Genomic DNA, 14,359 nt, shown 5'->3' with positions numbered 1-14,359 from the left:
TCGTCGCCGGGGTTCTTGGGGATTTCGACATGCCTTTCCTGATTGCTATCCTTGGCGTGATGGGCGCGGCGGCGTTCTGGTGGTACCGGATGAAGGCGATGAACGACGCGGCTCGCGAGGTTGCGGACGTTGTCGGGCGCGTGCAGGGCAACATCCGTCGCAAGAAGCTGCGCAAGCAGGCGGCTCTGTCGCCTCTGACGGCGATCGATGATCCGGTCGTAGCGGCGGCTACGCTGATCACATCAATCGTCTCCGAGGATGGGCCCATCCTGCCGCAGCGCGAGGCTGTCATCCGCGCGGTGATTTCCGAGATCGCCGACAAGAAGAAGACCGACGAGGCGGTGATCTACGCCAAATGGGCGGCGGCGCAGGTCGACGACACCACCGTCGTCATCGACAAGCTGGCGCCGTTCCTGCGCGAACGCCTCGATGTCGCCGAGCGAAACGATCTGCTGCAGATGGTCAACCGCGCCGCCCAGGGCGGGGAAAAACGCCTCGAAATATCCGACCAGAGGATATTGCGGCTGCGGCAGAAGCTGGGTTTCGAGGTCAACTGAGCGATAGCGCTCAGATCGCCTCGCCCTTCAACAATCGCGGCGTGCTGGCGGACAACCCCGACGCCTGCCGGATAAAAAAGTCCTTCAGGCGCGGCATGCGTTCGACAAGGCCGAGGCCGATGTCGCGGACGGTTCGCAGCGGGCCGATATCGTTGGAAAACAGCCGATTCAGCGCGTCCGTGGTGATGCCCATCTGCACCGTGTCGAAGCGGCGCCACTGCTGGTAGCGTTCGAGGACGTCGAGCGCGCCGATGTCCTGGCCGAGCCGGTCGGCCTCGACGATCACCTCGGCAAGGGCCGCGACATCCTTGAAGCCGAGATTGAGGCCCTGGCCGGCGATCGGGTGGATGCCGTGGGCGGCATCGCCGGCGAGTGCGATGCGGGGCGCGACGAAGGCACGCGCAATGGTCAAGCCGAGCGGCCAGGCGCGCGGCGCATCAGTAACGCGGATCTCGCCAAGCTTCAGGCCAAAACGCTGCTCGAGTTCGTGTTCGAACAGGAGATCGTCACCGGCCACCAGCTTCTCGGCATCGGGCGTACGCTCGACCCAGACGATCGACGAGCGGTTGGTGCCGTCCTCACCGGGTTTGAGCGGCAATGTGGCGAAAGGCCCGGCCGGCAGGAAATGCTCTTCGGCGCGACCATTGTGCGGGCGTTCATGCGCTACCGTGCAGACGATGCCGGACTGGCCATATTCCCACTTCACCGTCTTGATGCCGGCCATGTCGCGCAGCTTCGAGTTGACGCCGTCGGCGGCGACCAGCAGCCGCGCCTTCAGCGCCGCGCCGTCGGCGAGATGCACGGTGATGCCACTGCCGTTGGTCTCGAAGCCCTGCACCGCGACGCCTTCGATGATATCGATGCCGAGCCTTTCGGCGCTGGCCCGCAAGGCGCCGTTCAGCACCTTGTTGGCGACCATATGCGCAAAGGGCTCGCCCGGCGCCACTTCGCCGCCGAAGGTCAGGAAGACCGGACGCACCGGATCGGCGGTGCGCGAATCGGTGATGATCATCTCGGTGATCGCCTGCGCCTGGGGTGCGATCTCGGCCCACACGCCGAGCTGGTCGAGCATGCGGCAGGCGGCGGCGGCAATGGCCGAGGCGCGGCCATCCCTTTGCCAGGCGCCAGCAGGTGCCGCATCGACGAGAGCGATGGCGAGGCCCGGTCGCGCCTGTTTCAGCGATACGGCGGCGGCCAGGCCGACATAGCCGGCGCCGGCGACCAGGACATCGAGCCCGGATCTGTTTTTCGTGTCCGCCTTGCGTTCCATCATCTTCGCTCCTGCGCGCCGGCCGGGTCTTGCGCCCTTGACTGCCTGTCCGTCCTGTCGGAAACCGCCATAACACTTCTGCGGCGAGGGCGCGAAATATGACGGCAGCCATGGACGAGCTTCTCGGCATTCTCGACCTCGAGAAGCTAGAACACAATCTGTATCGTGGTCGCAGCCCGCTGCTCGACTGGCAGCGCGTGTTCGGCGGCCAGACCATCGCCCAGGCGCTGGTGGCGGCGCAGCGGACAGTGGATCCCGATCGGTACGTGCATTCGCTGCACGGCTATTTCATGCGGCCCGGCGACACCAAGGTGCCGATCGTCTACGAGGTCGACCGTATTCGCGACGGCGGCTCCTTCACCACGCGGCGCGTGGTGGCGGTCCAGCACGGCCAGGCGATCTTTTCGCTCGAAGCCTCGTTCCAGCAGGATGAGGTCGGCCTGGAGCACCAGGTGCCGATGCCGCAGGACGTTCCGGGGCCGGACACATTGCTGTCGCAACGCGAATTGCTGGGCAAATTCGGCGAGGCGGTGCCCGATGGGATCAAACGCTACTGGGAACGCGACCGGCCGATCGAGATGAAGCCGGTGATGCTGAAGCATTACACCAGCCGCGAAAAGCTGGAGCCAAAGCAGAACATCTGGATCCGCACCACCGGTCCGGTGCCGGCGGACCGCGCCATCCAGGCAGCGGTGCTCGCCTATCTCTCCGACATGACGCTGCTCGACACATCGACCTTCGCGCATGGCCGCGCCATTTTCGATCGCGATATCCAGGCGGCGAGCCTCGACCACGCCATGTGGTTCCATCGCAGCCATGCGCTCGACGACTGGATGCTCTACACGCAGGACAGCCCCTCCACGCAGGGCTCGCGCGGCTTTACACGCGGCTCGCTGTTTGCCCGCGACGGTACGCTGATTGCCTCGGTTGCGCAGGAAGGGCTGATCCGGCTCAAGCGATCGCCTGCAGAGTAGGCATTTTTCAAAATTTGCCTAATTTTTAAGCAGACGTATCGCCGCAGCTGTGGGCAGGTTGCGTCGGTGCACCCCCTAATCTCTTTGTTTACAGTGGGTTAACACCCTGCTTCGGCACTTGGCACGGAGCTTGAATCCTTGTGGGCACTCTCCGGCTCTTTGGGATCGGTGAAGGTGTGCAAACGCGGGGGACCGCAACAGCAAAGGGTGAAACCTTATGAAAATCGTGATGGCAATCATCAAGCCGTTCAAGCTCGACGAGGTACGCGAAGCGCTCACCGCCGTCGGCATCCAGGGCCTGACCGTCACCGAAGTCAAAGGCTACGGGCGTCAGAAAGGGCATACGGAGATCTATCGCGGGGCGGAATACGCGGTCAGCTTCCTGCCGAAGATCAAGATCGAAGTCGCGGTCAGTGCCGACATGGTCGACAAGGCCGTCGAAGCCATCACCGCAGCCGCCAAGACCGGCCAGATCGGCGACGGCAAGATCTTCGTTTTCGGCATCGATCAGGCGGTGCGCATCCGCACCGGCGAAACAGACACCGACGCGCTCTGAGCGGCGATCACGTATTCCAATGGAGAGTTCAATGAATATTCCTTCCACCTTGAAGACGACGGGACGAGCTGCCCTTTTGGGTTCGCTTACTCTCGCAGCATTGGGCACGGTCGCCGCCTTCGCACAGGAAGCGGCACCGGCCGCAGCCGCGGCCGCGCCGGCTGCTGCCCCGACCCCGGTGCTCGACACCGGCAACACCGCCTGGATGCTGACCTCGACGGCGCTGGTGCTGATGATGACCATTCCGGGCCTTGCGCTGTTCTACGGCGGCATGGTGCGCAAGAAGAACGTGCTCGCCACCGTCATGCAGAGCTTCGCCATCACCTGCCTGGTGACGGTGCTGTGGTTCATGTTCGGCTATTCGCTGGCCTTCTCGGACGGCGGCGGCGTGAACAGCTATATCGGCGGCACCTCGAAGTTCTTCCATCACGGCATCACCACGGCCTCGCTGTGGCTGCCGGGCGTCGCCAACATTCCTGAATTCGTGTTCTCGATGTTCCAGATGACGTTCGCCATCATCACGCCGGCGCTCATTGCCGGCGCCTTCGCCGAACGCATGAAGTTCTCGGCGCTGCTGATCTTCATGGCGTTGTGGCTGCTGGTCGTCTACGTGCCGATCGCGCATTGGGTCTGGGGTGGCGGCTTCCTCGGATCGGCGGGCGTGCTCGACTTTGCCGGCGGTACGGTCGTTCACATCAACGCCGGTGTCGCCGGTCTGGTCTGTGCGCTGGTTCTCGGCAAGCGCGAAGGCTATGGCACCACCAACATGGCGCCGCATAACCTGGTCTATTCGGTGATCGGCGCTTCGCTGCTGTGGGTTGGCTGGTTCGGCTTCAACGCCGGTTCGGAACTGGCAGCCGACGGTCTTGCCGGCGCTGCCATGCTCAACACCCAGGTTGCCACCGCGGCGGCGGCACTGGCCTGGATGTTCGCCGAATGGATCGTCGCCAAGAAGCCTTCCGTGCTCGGCATCATCTCGGGTGCGGTTGCCGGCCTGGTCGCGGTGACGCCGGCTTCCGGCTTCGTCAACCCGACCGGTGCCTTCATCGTCGGCATCGTCGCAGGCGTCGTCTGCTACCTCTCGGCGGTCAAGGTCAAGCACATGTTCGGCTATGACGACTCGCTCGACGCCTTCGGCGTGCATGGCGTCGGCGGTGTGGTCGGCGCTCTGCTCACCGGCGTGCTCGCCGACCCGGCGATCAACAGCCTCGGCGCAGGTGCTTCGCTCGGCAAGCAGATCTACGGCGTTGCCGTCACCATCGTGTGGACCGGCATTGCCACCTTCGTGCTCCTCTACATCGTCAAGGTGCTTGTCGGCCTGCGCCCGACGACCCAGGAAGAGGTCGAAGGCCTCGACATCTCCCAGCATGGCGAAGTGGTGCCGTAAGGCCAGCTTAGCCAAGGGGCCGGCGGAACCCTCCTCCCGCCGGCCCCATATCTCCACGCAATTCCGAATGGAAAGCGCTGCACAGTTCTCCTGGAATTGCTTTGAAAGATCCCGTCGTGACGCTCCCGAAAGGAGTTCACGCATTGAGGCCCGGATCGCATCCGGGCCTCTTTTTTTGGCAAGCCATTCCGGCAATGCCCGGCTTCACGCAATCACGTTCGCGTGATCATGTTTTTTGAGGAAACAACGACCGCTCTGGTTCCGAACCGTGGGGACGATCGTCGTTCTGACGCTCGTGCCAAACAATAGGGAAGGAAACCATCTCATGAACCTCAAGAACATCTGTCTCGGAGCGCTTGCTCTTTCCATGATCGGCGGCGTGGCGCTTGCCGGTGCTCTGGACGAGCCCGACAACATGGCGCCGTTCTTCACGGATTCCGGCATGAAAACCATGAAGCCGATGGCGGACTTCAAGACAGCTTTCATGGCCATGCCGATGGAAAAGCAGGAAGCGATGAAGAAGGAATGCCAGGATGCGGCGATGAGCAAGCCGCATGCGGAATTCTGCGCCAATGTGCAGGCGCTCGGCGGCGCCAACTGATTTGCCGCGATCGGGCCGAGACCCGATCTCTGTTCAGACGACCAATGGCGGGCCGGCAGCCCGCCATTGTTTCATTCGATGGAGCTCCATCGGTTCGTCGTCCATCATTGCATCATACGGCTCAACCGGCGGTAATGAGGTTTGAGCGTCTCAACCTCTTATAGTTAATGCGCCCTTAACCTTCCCACCGATAGTCTGAGACCCGAATCTGCCGGAGTGCGCCACGCACCCGGCGAGTCCACGACAGACGGGGAAGAGCATGCGTTCAGGGGCTTCAGCACCGCTCGCGCTGGCCGATACGGGGCACGGCATCCAGGCGTTCGCGCGGCGTCAGGTCGGGCGGCTGGTTGGCGTCGGCCTGTTCGCGCTGGCCGCCTTTGGCGTTGCCAGCCTTGCCACCTGGAATGTCGCCGATCCGAGTTTTTCCCACGCGACGAACAACACCGTCACCAACGCCATGGGCTATGCGGGTGCCGTGTTCTCCGACCTCGCCATGCAGTTCTTCGGCCTCGCCGCCGTCGCCGCCCTGGTTCCGACGGTCATCTGGGGCTTCCTGCTGTTTTCCGCGCGCGGCGTCGACAGGCTGCCCAAACGCGGGTTGTCCTGGTTCGGCTTCGCGCTGCTGGCCGCGGCGATGGCCGGCTGCGTGGTGCCGCCCAAGACCTGGCCGCTGCCCACCGGCCTCGGCGGCGTGTTCGGCGACATGGTGCTGAAGATCCCCGGTGTCGTCATCGGCGGCTATCCGACCGGGCTGATCGCCAGCATCATCGCCATCCTGCTTTCGGCGCCCGCACTGTGGCTCTTCGCCCATGGCTCGGCGCTGATCGGACGCAAGAACGGCTTTGCCGTGATGGAGGACGAGCCCGCCGTCGATCCGCGCGAGGACGACCTTTTGTTCGACAATGACGAGGACGAAGGCGACGAGGGCATCCTGGCGCTCGGCGCCATCACCCATTGGTGGCTGTCGCTGCGCGCGTGGATGCACCGCCGCGCCGTGCGCCGCAGGCAGGAGCGGGACGAGTACGAGTACGAGCCGGAGATGGAGCAGCGCTCCACCGCCTGGCGCCGCGCGGCCGAACGGGTCGAATCGGCCGAGTTCGCCGAGCAGCGGATGAGCCAGGATGGCCGCGCCCGCGTCGAGCCGGAATTCTTCGCCGCCATGGTCAATGACCGCAGCGCCTCGCTCGACCCCGACGATGCCGATATCTTCGACGACCGCTTCGACAATGCGGGCGAGGATGCCGATTTCGACGATGAGCCTGTCGTGCAACGCCGAGGCGCGCCGACCGCCAAGGTACAGCCGTTCCGTTCCGATGCCGCCACGCGCGTCGAGGCGCCGGCGGCGCGCCCCGTGCCCGGCGCCCGTGTGCAGCGCGAGGCGCAGACATCGCTGATCGGCTCTGAAAAATTCGAAATGCCGTCGCTGCATTTCCTCTCCGAGCCGAAGAACGTGGTGCGCGACGCCAGCCTGTCCAAGGACGCGCTGGAACAGAACGCGCGCCTGCTCGAAGGCGTGCTGGAGGATTTCGGCGTCAAGGGCGAGATCATCGCCGTCCGTCCGGGTCCGGTCGTCACGCTCTATGAGCTCGAACCGGCGCCCGGCATCAAATCGTCGCGCGTCATCGGCCTGTCCGACGACATCGCCCGCTCGATGAGCGCCATCGCCTGCCGCGTCGCGGTGGTGCCCGGCCGCAACGCCATCGGCATCGAACTGCCGAACGCCAAGCGCGAAACCGTCTATCTCAGGGAGATCCTGGCCAGCCGCGACTTCGAGACGACGAAGGCCAAGCTGGCACTGGCGCTGGGCAAGACCATCAATGGCGAGGCGGTCATCGTCGACATCGCCAAGATGCCGCACGTGCTGGTCGCCGGCACCACCGGCTCGGGCAAGTCGGTCGCCATCAACACCATGATCCTGTCGCTGCTCTACCGGCTGACGCCGCAGGATTGCCGGCTGATCATGATCGATCCGAAGATGCTGGAACTCTCGGTCTATGACGGCATCCCGCATCTGCTGACGCCCGTCGTCACCGATCCGAAGAAGGCCGTGGTGGCGCTGAAATGGACCGTGCGCGAGATGGAGGACCGCTACCGCAAGATGTCCAAGGTCGGCGTGCGCAACATCGACGGCTTCAACGCCCGCGTCAGCCAGGCGGACAAGAAGGGTGAGAAGATCTCGCGCACCGTTCAGACCGGCTTCGACCGCCAGACCGGCGAGGCGATCTACGAGACCGAGAACCTCGATCTCGAGCCGATGCCCTATATCGTCGTCATCATCGACGAGATGGCCGACCTGATGATGGTCGCCGGCAAGGACATCGAAGGTGCCGTGCAGCGCCTGGCGCAGATGGCGCGCGCCGCCGGCATCCATGTCATCATGGCAACGCAGCGGCCGTCGGTCGACGTCATCACCGGCACCATCAAGGCCAATTTCCCGACCCGCATCTCCTTCCAGGTGACGTCGAAGATCGACAGCCGCACCATTCTGGGCGAGCAGGGCGCCGAGCAGCTGCTCGGCATGGGCGACATGCTCTACATGGCCGGCGGCGGCCGTATCCAGCGCGTGCACGGCCCGTTCGTCGCCGATGAAGAGGTCGAGAAGATCGTCGCGCATCTGAAGCTGCAGGGCGTGCCGGAGTATCTCGACGCCATCACCGAGGATGATGGCGAGGATGACGACGAGCCGTCAGGCAAGGGTGGAGCGAGCGGCGGTGGCGGCAACAGCAATTTCGAGGATTCCGACGATCCTTACGATCAGGCGGTCTCCGTGGTGCTGCGCGATGGCAAGGCCTCGACCAGCTATATCCAGCGCCGGCTGGGCATCGGCTATAACCGCGCTGCCTCGATCATCGAGAAGATGGAGAAGGAAGGTATCGTCGGCCCGGCCAACCATGCCGGCAAGCGCGAGATCCTGGTGCCGACCGAAGAGGACAAGTTCTGACCAGAAAGCCTGACCCTTGCGACATCCCGGTCCGGCAACCTTGAACCTTTCAAGGCGTTGAAGCGACGGAGGGACGCCCGACCCGCCAAATTTCAGCCCAACTGGGGGTCCAAGCACAGAACAACTCAGGAATCAGACGAGAGTGACCGACATGAAAAACGATCTTTCAGAGCTCAGCACATTTGCTCCCTCCCGGCGTCAGTTGCTGGGCCTCGGCCTGGCGTTTGCAGGGGCGGCAGCCTTCAACGCGGTGCCCGGCTTCCAGCTGCTGGCCTCGGCGCAGGCGGCTGTGCCGGCCGCTGCGCAGAAGATCGCCGACCACTTTTCCTCGGTCAAATCGATGAGCGGCGAATTCGTGCAGTTCGGCCCCAAGGGCGAGCAGACCGGCGGCAAGTTCTTCCTCGAACGGCCAGGCAAGATCCGCTTCAACTACGATGGCTCTTCGAACTTCCGGGTGATTTCAGACGGCCAGTCGGTGGTCATCCTGAACAAGAGGCTCAACACGTCCGATCTCTATCCGCTGTCGAAGACACCCTTGAAGCTGCTGCTCGACAACAGGATCGACCTCTCCGGCGACCGCGTCAAAAGCGTCAAGCAGGAGGACGACCTCACAACCATCCAGCTCGCCGACAAATCGGTGTTCGGCAATTCGAAGATCACCATGATGTTCGATCCGAAAACCTTCGACTTGCGGCAGTGGACGATCACCGACGCGCAGGGCAAGGATACGACGGTGATGATCTTCAACACCAAGGAAGGCGTCAGCTTCGCGCCGGATACTTTCGCCATCGACTACACGGCGAACCGCGAGCTCAACACCAACAAGGCGCGCTAGCTTCAAACGCTCCAATAGCTGTGGAAAGCACCGGGCCGCGCCTCGTCGAGCGTTGCCCGGCTTGTCTTTGCGGCTTGCGGCTGGCAATTTCCCGGACCGACTCCGTCAAAAGGCGTCTTCCCCGCCGGGACCCATCGGTTCTGGCCGGTTGCACGCTGTCCTGGATTGCCAAATGCCCTTCTCCATCGCCACCTGGAACATCAACTCCGTTCGCCTTCGCATGCCGATCGTCGAGCGCCTGCTCGTCGAGCATGCGCCCGACGTGCTGTGCCTGCAGGAAACCAAGGTTCCCGACGAACTGTTCCCCGAGAAGGCTTTCCGCAAGCTCGGCTACGAGCACATCGCCTTCCATGGCCAGAAGGGCTACCACGGCGTAGCAACCGTGGCGCGGCGGCCGATCGAATTGGTCGAAAAGCGACGCTTTTGCGAAATCGAGGACAGCCGGCACCTCTCGGTGACGGTGCGGGCCGGCGGCAAGGCGATCCTGCTGCATAATTTCTACGTCCCGGCGGGCGGCGACGAACCGGATCCCGTCATCAACAGGAAGTTCAAGCACAAGCTCGATTTCGTTGCCGAGATGAATGCCATCCGGGCAGAACATGACGAGGTGTCCGGCTCGGTGCTGGTCGGCGACCTCAACATCGCCCCGCTCGAACATGACGTCTGGTCGCACAAGCAATTGCTCAACGTGGTCAGCCACACACCGGTCGAGACGGAAAATTTCGAGGCGATGCGTCGCGCCGGCAACTGGGTCGACCTGATGCGGCTCAACGTGCCGGATGAGCAGAAGCTCTACACCTGGTGGAGCTATCGCGCGCAGGATTGGGAGCTGTCCAATCGCGGCCGCCGCCTCGACCACGTCTGGTCGTCGCCGAACCTTGTGCCCAGCTTTTCCGGCTACGAGATCCTGCGTCTGGCGCGCGGCTGGGAGCGCCCGTCGGACCATGTGCCTGTCATCGCGCGGTTCGATCTGGACTAGTCTGGTCGAAAATGCCCGCGTGCGGCAGTCAGTCTGTAGAGTTGGGACCGGCTGGATCCACCCACGGACGGCCCAATCGTGTCACCATCGCCGCGTACCCAACGGCACCTGCCGCCCAAAGGAAGATGCCAAGCTCTTTGACGACGTCCTCGGCGATGGCGGCCGCAGAACCGGGGGTAGGAAACAGCTCTCCGAGCTGGTCGATCGATGCTGACATCGCCAGCAGGAAGCCTGCGGCCACAAAGATGATCGTGCCGTCGAATGTTTTTCGTCGCAGCCGGAAGAACCAGAACAACCCGGCGGCGGCGTAGGCAATCATCGGAACGATCTCTGGTATCCCAACAATGGGCAGCACGTCCTCATGGATCAACAACAGGTCATCGAGGCCCAAGAGGAGGGTAAGGCCGCCGAGAAACGTGCAATCCCATCGGCGCGTGAGCAGGCCAGCAAACAGGGTTGCGGCGCCGGAGCCGATCCATAGCGAAGCACCCAGGGACGAAATCCACCCCGTATAGAAACCGACTCCGGCGGCTGCGGATGGATCTCGATAAAAGATCCACGCGTCCAGACCACGAATTTGCGCGACGAACAGCGCGGCCAAGAGCATCGCAACGTTGATCGCCGCCGCCGCCACCACGACCAAGCGCCAGGCTATTGTCCATTCGCCGCCATGCTTTGTGTTCGGCGCGCTGTTCTCTGGCATTTGCTATTCTCATAGAGGACTGAGAGGAACTCCATTGGAATCAAAGATCAAGAAGTGCTGACCTATGCCTAATCCAGTGCGATGGCTGCCAGCTCTGCCGCGCCGAGAACTCCGCCTGCATTGTGCCGGTGGTCAGCATCGAACGGTTGCAGCGCTTCGCTCCACCGAACCCATTGTACCATGGCGCCGATGTTCAGGGGAGACCGGCCTGCAAATGCCCGACCTGAATCCCAGCACGCTTCGAAGCGCGTCCAAATAAATTCGAACTCAAACGGCGCGCTTCACGTCTTCACGCATGTCGTTGCCCCAGGGCTGCTGCGCTGACAGGCTTATCCGGCAGATGGGGATGGTCGCGGCGGCGTGTCGCCAGCATCCGTTGCGCCGCTTCGATGATTGTCGGCGCCGGGACATCGGCGACCAGGCCGGTCGGGCTGGCATGGCGGGTCGCGATCACGTCCACGCAGTTCGAAAGCGGCCTCCAACGGGCCATGTTGGCGCCGCCATTGAGGATAACCATCGGCGTCATCACCGTTGCCATGAGATGTGCGGTACCGCCTTCGGCGCCGATGTAAAGATCGGCAAACTCGCCGAGCGCCAGCAAGATGTCACCGATATCGACACCTCCGATCGCGGCGGAATCGACAAGCCGCAGCTTCGGCACGCGCTGAGCCAGCTCAGCCATATCGGGACCGTCGCCGGGGGTTTTCACATAGAGAAGGTTCGCCCCGTCGGCGATCAGGCTGTCGGCGATTGCGGCAACCTGATCCGCCGACATGCGCTTGCTGGCGCTGCCATGCGCCGCGATAATGATCAAGGGAGCATGCTTGTCGTCCGCAAGGCTCCTGGCCGCCGCTCGTGCGGCCGGGCTAGGCTCCAGCCGATGATCGAAAGGCAGCCGCTTGCCGGCAAGGCGTTCGATGAGGCGATGGTAGCGCCAGGCATTGTGCCCGGGTCGTGCTTCAGGCCTGTGACCCAGGCGCCAGGAAAGGGCGAAAGCCGGAAAGTTTGCCTCATAGGCGATGCCGCGGCCGAGCAGTGATGCCGAGGCTTGAAGCAGCCAACGCGCCGAGATGCGGAAATCGACGACGGCCAATTGCCCCTTGCCCTTGCTGTGACCGGCGATCAGGCGCGCCAGGGGCGTCCGCACATTGATCGCATCGACCAAATGGCGGGCATGGCGATTGAGGCTATGTTCAAGGGACGACGACCGGGTGGTTCCGTAGACGATGAAACTATCGGGGAATGCCGTTCTGGCGGCGCGCAATGCCGGAATCCGGATCAGTCCGTCGCCGAACGCGTCATTGCGGGAATACAAGATAATGGTCTCGTACCGCCCTGATGGCATGGCTCGCTCCCCCCAGGAGCCTGGTGGTGATGGCGCCTGCTGCGCCGGCCGCCTTCGAGGTGCTTTAGGATTTCACCTCTTGCCTGTCAACGGAGCCTTGCCGCTGGATCCGGGCGTCCGGACGGCCGCAGTGCGCCACGACCAGCTCATCGCTGTCGTTGAAAACGCTTCTGCCTTCGGCCGCGAGGCCAGCAGCTTCGTGGGTACGCTAGATTTAGCCGGAGAAGCGCGGCGCCAGTTCCTCGATGCGGCGGATCATCGCCTGAAATTCCTCCGAGATGCGCTGGTGCAGCTTGACCGCGATCTCGGGATATTCCTCCAGGATGCGGCGGAACATCTTGCGGCTGAGGCGCATCACTTCCGAATCGATCTCGGCCGAGGCGCTGGTCAACCGGTTGGTGTCGGCGATCAATGCCAGTTCGCTCAGGATCGTGCCGGGGTCTGCCGTGCCAATCGGGATGCGTTCACCATTCTGCTCCCGGTAGAGCACGATGCGCCCGCTGACAACGATATAGGCGGAATCGGCCTCGTCGTCCTCGCGATAAAGCTTGTGGTTGGCAATCAGCCTGGTGTTCTCGGCGCCAAAGGCGAGCAGGCGCAGTTGTTCCTGCGTGAAGCCCTCGAAGAGCCTCACGGCGGACAGAACGCGGATGTCGTCATCCAGCGCCATCTAGCTATGTCCCCGAACCGACAGTCCGACTCCTCCTCTGCGAGTTCGATCCAAACCACCCTCCAACTGGATCGTACCCGAAAGCGGCCCCGCCCGGCCGCTCATTGGATAATGAAAATGTTTAAGGAACCAGCTTGTAGCCGCCGCTTTCTGTCACAAGAATTTCCGCATTGGAAGGATCGCGCTCGATCTTCTGGCGCAGCCGGTAGACATGGGTTTCCAGCGTGTGCGTGGTGACGCCGGAATTGTAGCCCCACACCTCCTCGAGCAGCACGTCGCGCGTCACCACCTTCTGGTCGGCGCGATAGAGATATTTGATGATCGAGGCCTCCTTCTCCGTCAGCCGCACCTTGCCGCCGCGCGGGTCGAGCAGCAGTTTCTGGCTGGGCTTGAAAGTATAGGGCCCGACCGAGAAGGTGGCATCCTCGCTCTGCTCATGCTGGCGCAACTGCGCCCGAATGCGCGCCAGCAGCACGGCGAAGCGGAACGGCTTCGTCACATAGTCGTTGGCGCCGGCCTCGAGACCAAGAATCGTATCCGAATCGGTGTCGTGACCGGTCAGCATGATGATGGGCGCCTTGTAGCCGCCCTTGCGCAGGATCTTCACCGCTTCGCGGCCATCCATGTCGGGCAGCCCGACATCCATGATGAGCAGATCGATGAGGCCGCCGCGCGCTGCGGCGACACCTTTTGCCGCAGTCGATTCCTGCAGCACGTCGAATTCCTCGTAAAGGGATAATTGCTCGACCAGCGTGCCGCGCAGGTCATCATCGTCGTCGACGATCAGTATGGTGCGTGAAGTCATGGATCAATCCGTTGTTTTGAAAAGAAAATTCAGTTGACCGCTGCCTGTTTATGCGGAAGCTGACCGGCGTAACAGCCGTTCACAGTGATTTGTTCCGTGGCACGATCATACAAGAAAAAACACGATCGCAATGCAGCCGGCGCAATTTTGCGAAAAGGGCTGCGTGTGCTGACCGTGCGGGCGAGGCCTGGGCATCCAAGCCAGGGCCTGCTGCAGGCCGGGAAAACGGTGTTTGCCTGTGCGCTGGGGCGCGGCGGCATCTCGGCCGACAAACGCGAAGGCGACGGCGCCACGCCGCTGGCCGCGATGCGGATCCTGTCGGGGTATTTCCGGGGGGATCAGTTCTCCAGCGGCCGCAGGACCCGGCTGGCGATGACGCCGATCGGGCCCGATCTGGGCTGGTGCGAAGTGCCTGACGACCGCAACTACAACAGGCCGGTCAGGATTCCCTATGGCCCCAGCCACGAACGCATGCGGCGCGACGACAGGCTCTACGACGCCTGCCTGGTGCTCGACTGGAACCTGTCGCCGCGCCGGCGCGGACGCGGCAGCGCCATCTTCTTCCATCTGGCGCGCCCCGGCTTCACGCCGACGCAAGGCTGTGTGGCTGTCACGGCGCAAACCATGGCGCGGCTGCTGCCGCTGCTGTCGGACCGGACGGTGGTGAGGGTGGTAAGATAGTAGGGGAGTAGGGGAGTAGGGGAGTAGGGGAGTAGGGGAGTAGGGACAAGCTCGG

Annotated in this window: 14 protein-coding genes; 9 read left to right on the top strand and 5 right to left on the bottom strand. The window is 63.2% G+C overall.

The window, feature by feature from the left end; translation table 11 throughout:
• Positions 1 to 29: 29 nt before the first annotated feature.
• Positions 30 to 557, top strand: a complete 528-nt coding sequence (locus AC0L2D_RS23430) for a hypothetical protein (RefSeq protein ID WP_024504998.1) — start codon at positions 30 to 32, stop codon at positions 555 to 557.
• A gap of 10 nt (positions 558 to 567) precedes the next feature.
• Here the strand turns inward: AC0L2D_RS23430 and AC0L2D_RS23425 are convergent, their stop codons facing one another.
• Positions 568 to 1,827 carry a ubiquinone biosynthesis hydroxylase gene (locus tag AC0L2D_RS23425; RefSeq protein WP_027163307.1) on the bottom strand — a complete coding sequence of 420 codons (1,260 nt, stop codon included), beginning with the start codon at positions 1,825 to 1,827 and terminating at the stop codon, positions 568 to 570.
• Between the two features lie 98 nt (positions 1,828 to 1,925).
• Between AC0L2D_RS23425 and tesB the strand changes: the two genes are divergently transcribed.
• The 7 genes from tesB (at position 1,926) to AC0L2D_RS23390 (ending at position 10,100) form a co-directional block, all read left to right on the top strand.
• On the top strand, positions 1,926 to 2,801 hold the full coding sequence (tesB, locus tag AC0L2D_RS23420; RefSeq protein WP_013528888.1) for an acyl-CoA thioesterase II: 876 nt from the start codon (positions 1,926 to 1,928) through the stop codon (positions 2,799 to 2,801).
• Positions 2,802 to 3,018: 217 nt separating this feature from the next.
• On the top strand, positions 3,019 to 3,357 hold the full coding sequence (locus AC0L2D_RS23415; RefSeq protein WP_013528889.1) for a P-II family nitrogen regulator: 339 nt from the start codon (positions 3,019 to 3,021) through the stop codon (positions 3,355 to 3,357).
• Between the two features lie 31 nt (positions 3,358 to 3,388).
• A complete protein-coding gene (locus AC0L2D_RS23410) occupies positions 3,389 to 4,744 on the top strand; it encodes an ammonium transporter (RefSeq protein WP_473542602.1) in 1,356 nt (451 codons plus the stop codon).
• Between the two features lie 325 nt (positions 4,745 to 5,069).
• A complete protein-coding gene (locus AC0L2D_RS23405) occupies positions 5,070 to 5,345 on the top strand; it encodes a hypothetical protein (protein WP_473542600.1) in 276 nt (91 codons plus the stop codon).
• A 259-nt stretch (positions 5,346 to 5,604) separates the two neighbouring features.
• Positions 5,605 to 8,286 (top strand): DNA translocase FtsK, encoded by a 2,682-nt coding sequence (locus tag AC0L2D_RS23400; RefSeq protein ID WP_473542598.1) that lies wholly within the window; start codon positions 5,605 to 5,607, stop codon positions 8,284 to 8,286.
• Positions 8,287 to 8,437: 151 nt separating this feature from the next.
• A complete protein-coding gene (locus tag AC0L2D_RS23395; RefSeq protein ID WP_013528893.1) occupies positions 8,438 to 9,121 on the top strand; it encodes an outer-membrane lipoprotein carrier protein LolA in 684 nt (227 codons plus the stop codon).
• 172 nt (positions 9,122 to 9,293) lie between these two features.
• Positions 9,294 to 10,100 (top strand): exodeoxyribonuclease III, encoded by an 807-nt coding sequence (locus AC0L2D_RS23390; protein WP_013528894.1) that lies wholly within the window; start codon positions 9,294 to 9,296, stop codon positions 10,098 to 10,100.
• Between the two features lie 28 nt (positions 10,101 to 10,128).
• Here the strand turns inward: AC0L2D_RS23390 and AC0L2D_RS23385 are convergent, their stop codons facing one another.
• The 4 genes from AC0L2D_RS23385 to AC0L2D_RS23370 all read right to left on the bottom strand — a co-directional run bounded on the left by AC0L2D_RS23385 (position 10,129) and on the right by AC0L2D_RS23370 (position 13,623).
• Positions 10,129 to 10,803, bottom strand: a complete 675-nt coding sequence (locus AC0L2D_RS23385) for a hypothetical protein (RefSeq protein WP_050596349.1) — start codon at positions 10,801 to 10,803, stop codon at positions 10,129 to 10,131.
• Positions 10,804 to 11,092: 289 nt separating this feature from the next.
• On the bottom strand, positions 11,093 to 12,148 hold the full coding sequence (locus AC0L2D_RS23380; RefSeq protein WP_473542596.1) for a glycosyltransferase family 9 protein: 1,056 nt from the start codon (positions 12,146 to 12,148) through the stop codon (positions 11,093 to 11,095).
• Positions 12,149 to 12,362: 214 nt separating this feature from the next.
• Entirely contained in the window at positions 12,363 to 12,818 is a 456-nt protein-coding gene (locus tag AC0L2D_RS23375; RefSeq protein ID WP_013528897.1) for a Crp/Fnr family transcriptional regulator, read from the bottom strand.
• A 121-nt stretch (positions 12,819 to 12,939) separates the two neighbouring features.
• Positions 12,940 to 13,623 carry a response regulator transcription factor gene (locus tag AC0L2D_RS23370; RefSeq protein ID WP_013528898.1) on the bottom strand — a complete coding sequence of 228 codons (684 nt, stop codon included), beginning with the start codon at positions 13,621 to 13,623 and terminating at the stop codon, positions 12,940 to 12,942.
• A gap of 144 nt (positions 13,624 to 13,767) precedes the next feature.
• Between AC0L2D_RS23370 and AC0L2D_RS23365 the strand changes: the two genes are divergently transcribed.
• Positions 13,768 to 14,304 (top strand): L,D-transpeptidase family protein, encoded by a 537-nt coding sequence (locus AC0L2D_RS23365; RefSeq protein WP_473542656.1) that lies wholly within the window; start codon positions 13,768 to 13,770, stop codon positions 14,302 to 14,304.
• Positions 14,305 to 14,359: the final 55 nt, after the last annotated feature.

This window comes from Mesorhizobium sp. WSM4833, from assembly GCF_055811095.1.
The sequence above is the reverse complement of the archived record's forward strand: the minus strand, read 5'-3'. Positions and strand labels throughout refer to the sequence as shown.

Excerpts from the sequence above, each read along its gene's own strand:
- tesB (WP_013528888.1), top strand. The coding sequence starts at position 1,926 with ATGACGGCAGCCATGGACGAGCTTCTCGGCATTCTCGACCTCGAGAAG.
- AC0L2D_RS23390 (WP_013528894.1), top strand. The coding sequence starts at position 9,294 with ATGCCCTTCTCCATCGCCACCTGGAACATCAACTCCGTTCGCCTTCGC.
- AC0L2D_RS23410 (WP_473542602.1), top strand. The coding sequence starts at position 3,389 with ATGAATATTCCTTCCACCTTGAAGACGACGGGACGAGCTGCCCTTTTG.
- AC0L2D_RS23380 (WP_473542596.1), bottom strand. The coding sequence starts at position 12,148 with ATGCCATCAGGGCGGTACGAGACCATTATCTTGTATTCCCGCAATGAC.
- AC0L2D_RS23400 (WP_473542598.1), top strand. The coding sequence starts at position 5,605 with ATGCGTTCAGGGGCTTCAGCACCGCTCGCGCTGGCCGATACGGGGCAC.
- AC0L2D_RS23395 (WP_013528893.1), top strand. The coding sequence starts at position 8,438 with ATGAAAAACGATCTTTCAGAGCTCAGCACATTTGCTCCCTCCCGGCGT.
- AC0L2D_RS23430 (WP_024504998.1), top strand. The coding sequence starts at position 30 with ATGCCTTTCCTGATTGCTATCCTTGGCGTGATGGGCGCGGCGGCGTTC.
- AC0L2D_RS23425 (WP_027163307.1), bottom strand. The coding sequence starts at position 1,827 with ATGGAACGCAAGGCGGACACGAAAAACAGATCCGGGCTCGATGTCCTG.
- AC0L2D_RS23375 (WP_013528897.1), bottom strand. The coding sequence starts at position 12,818 with ATGGCGCTGGATGACGACATCCGCGTTCTGTCCGCCGTGAGGCTCTTC.
- AC0L2D_RS23405 (WP_473542600.1), top strand. The coding sequence starts at position 5,070 with ATGAACCTCAAGAACATCTGTCTCGGAGCGCTTGCTCTTTCCATGATC.
- AC0L2D_RS23415 (WP_013528889.1), top strand. The coding sequence starts at position 3,019 with ATGAAAATCGTGATGGCAATCATCAAGCCGTTCAAGCTCGACGAGGTA.
- AC0L2D_RS23370 (WP_013528898.1), bottom strand. The coding sequence starts at position 13,623 with ATGACTTCACGCACCATACTGATCGTCGACGACGATGATGACCTGCGC.
- AC0L2D_RS23385 (WP_050596349.1), bottom strand. The coding sequence starts at position 10,803 with ATGCCAGAGAACAGCGCGCCGAACACAAAGCATGGCGGCGAATGGACA.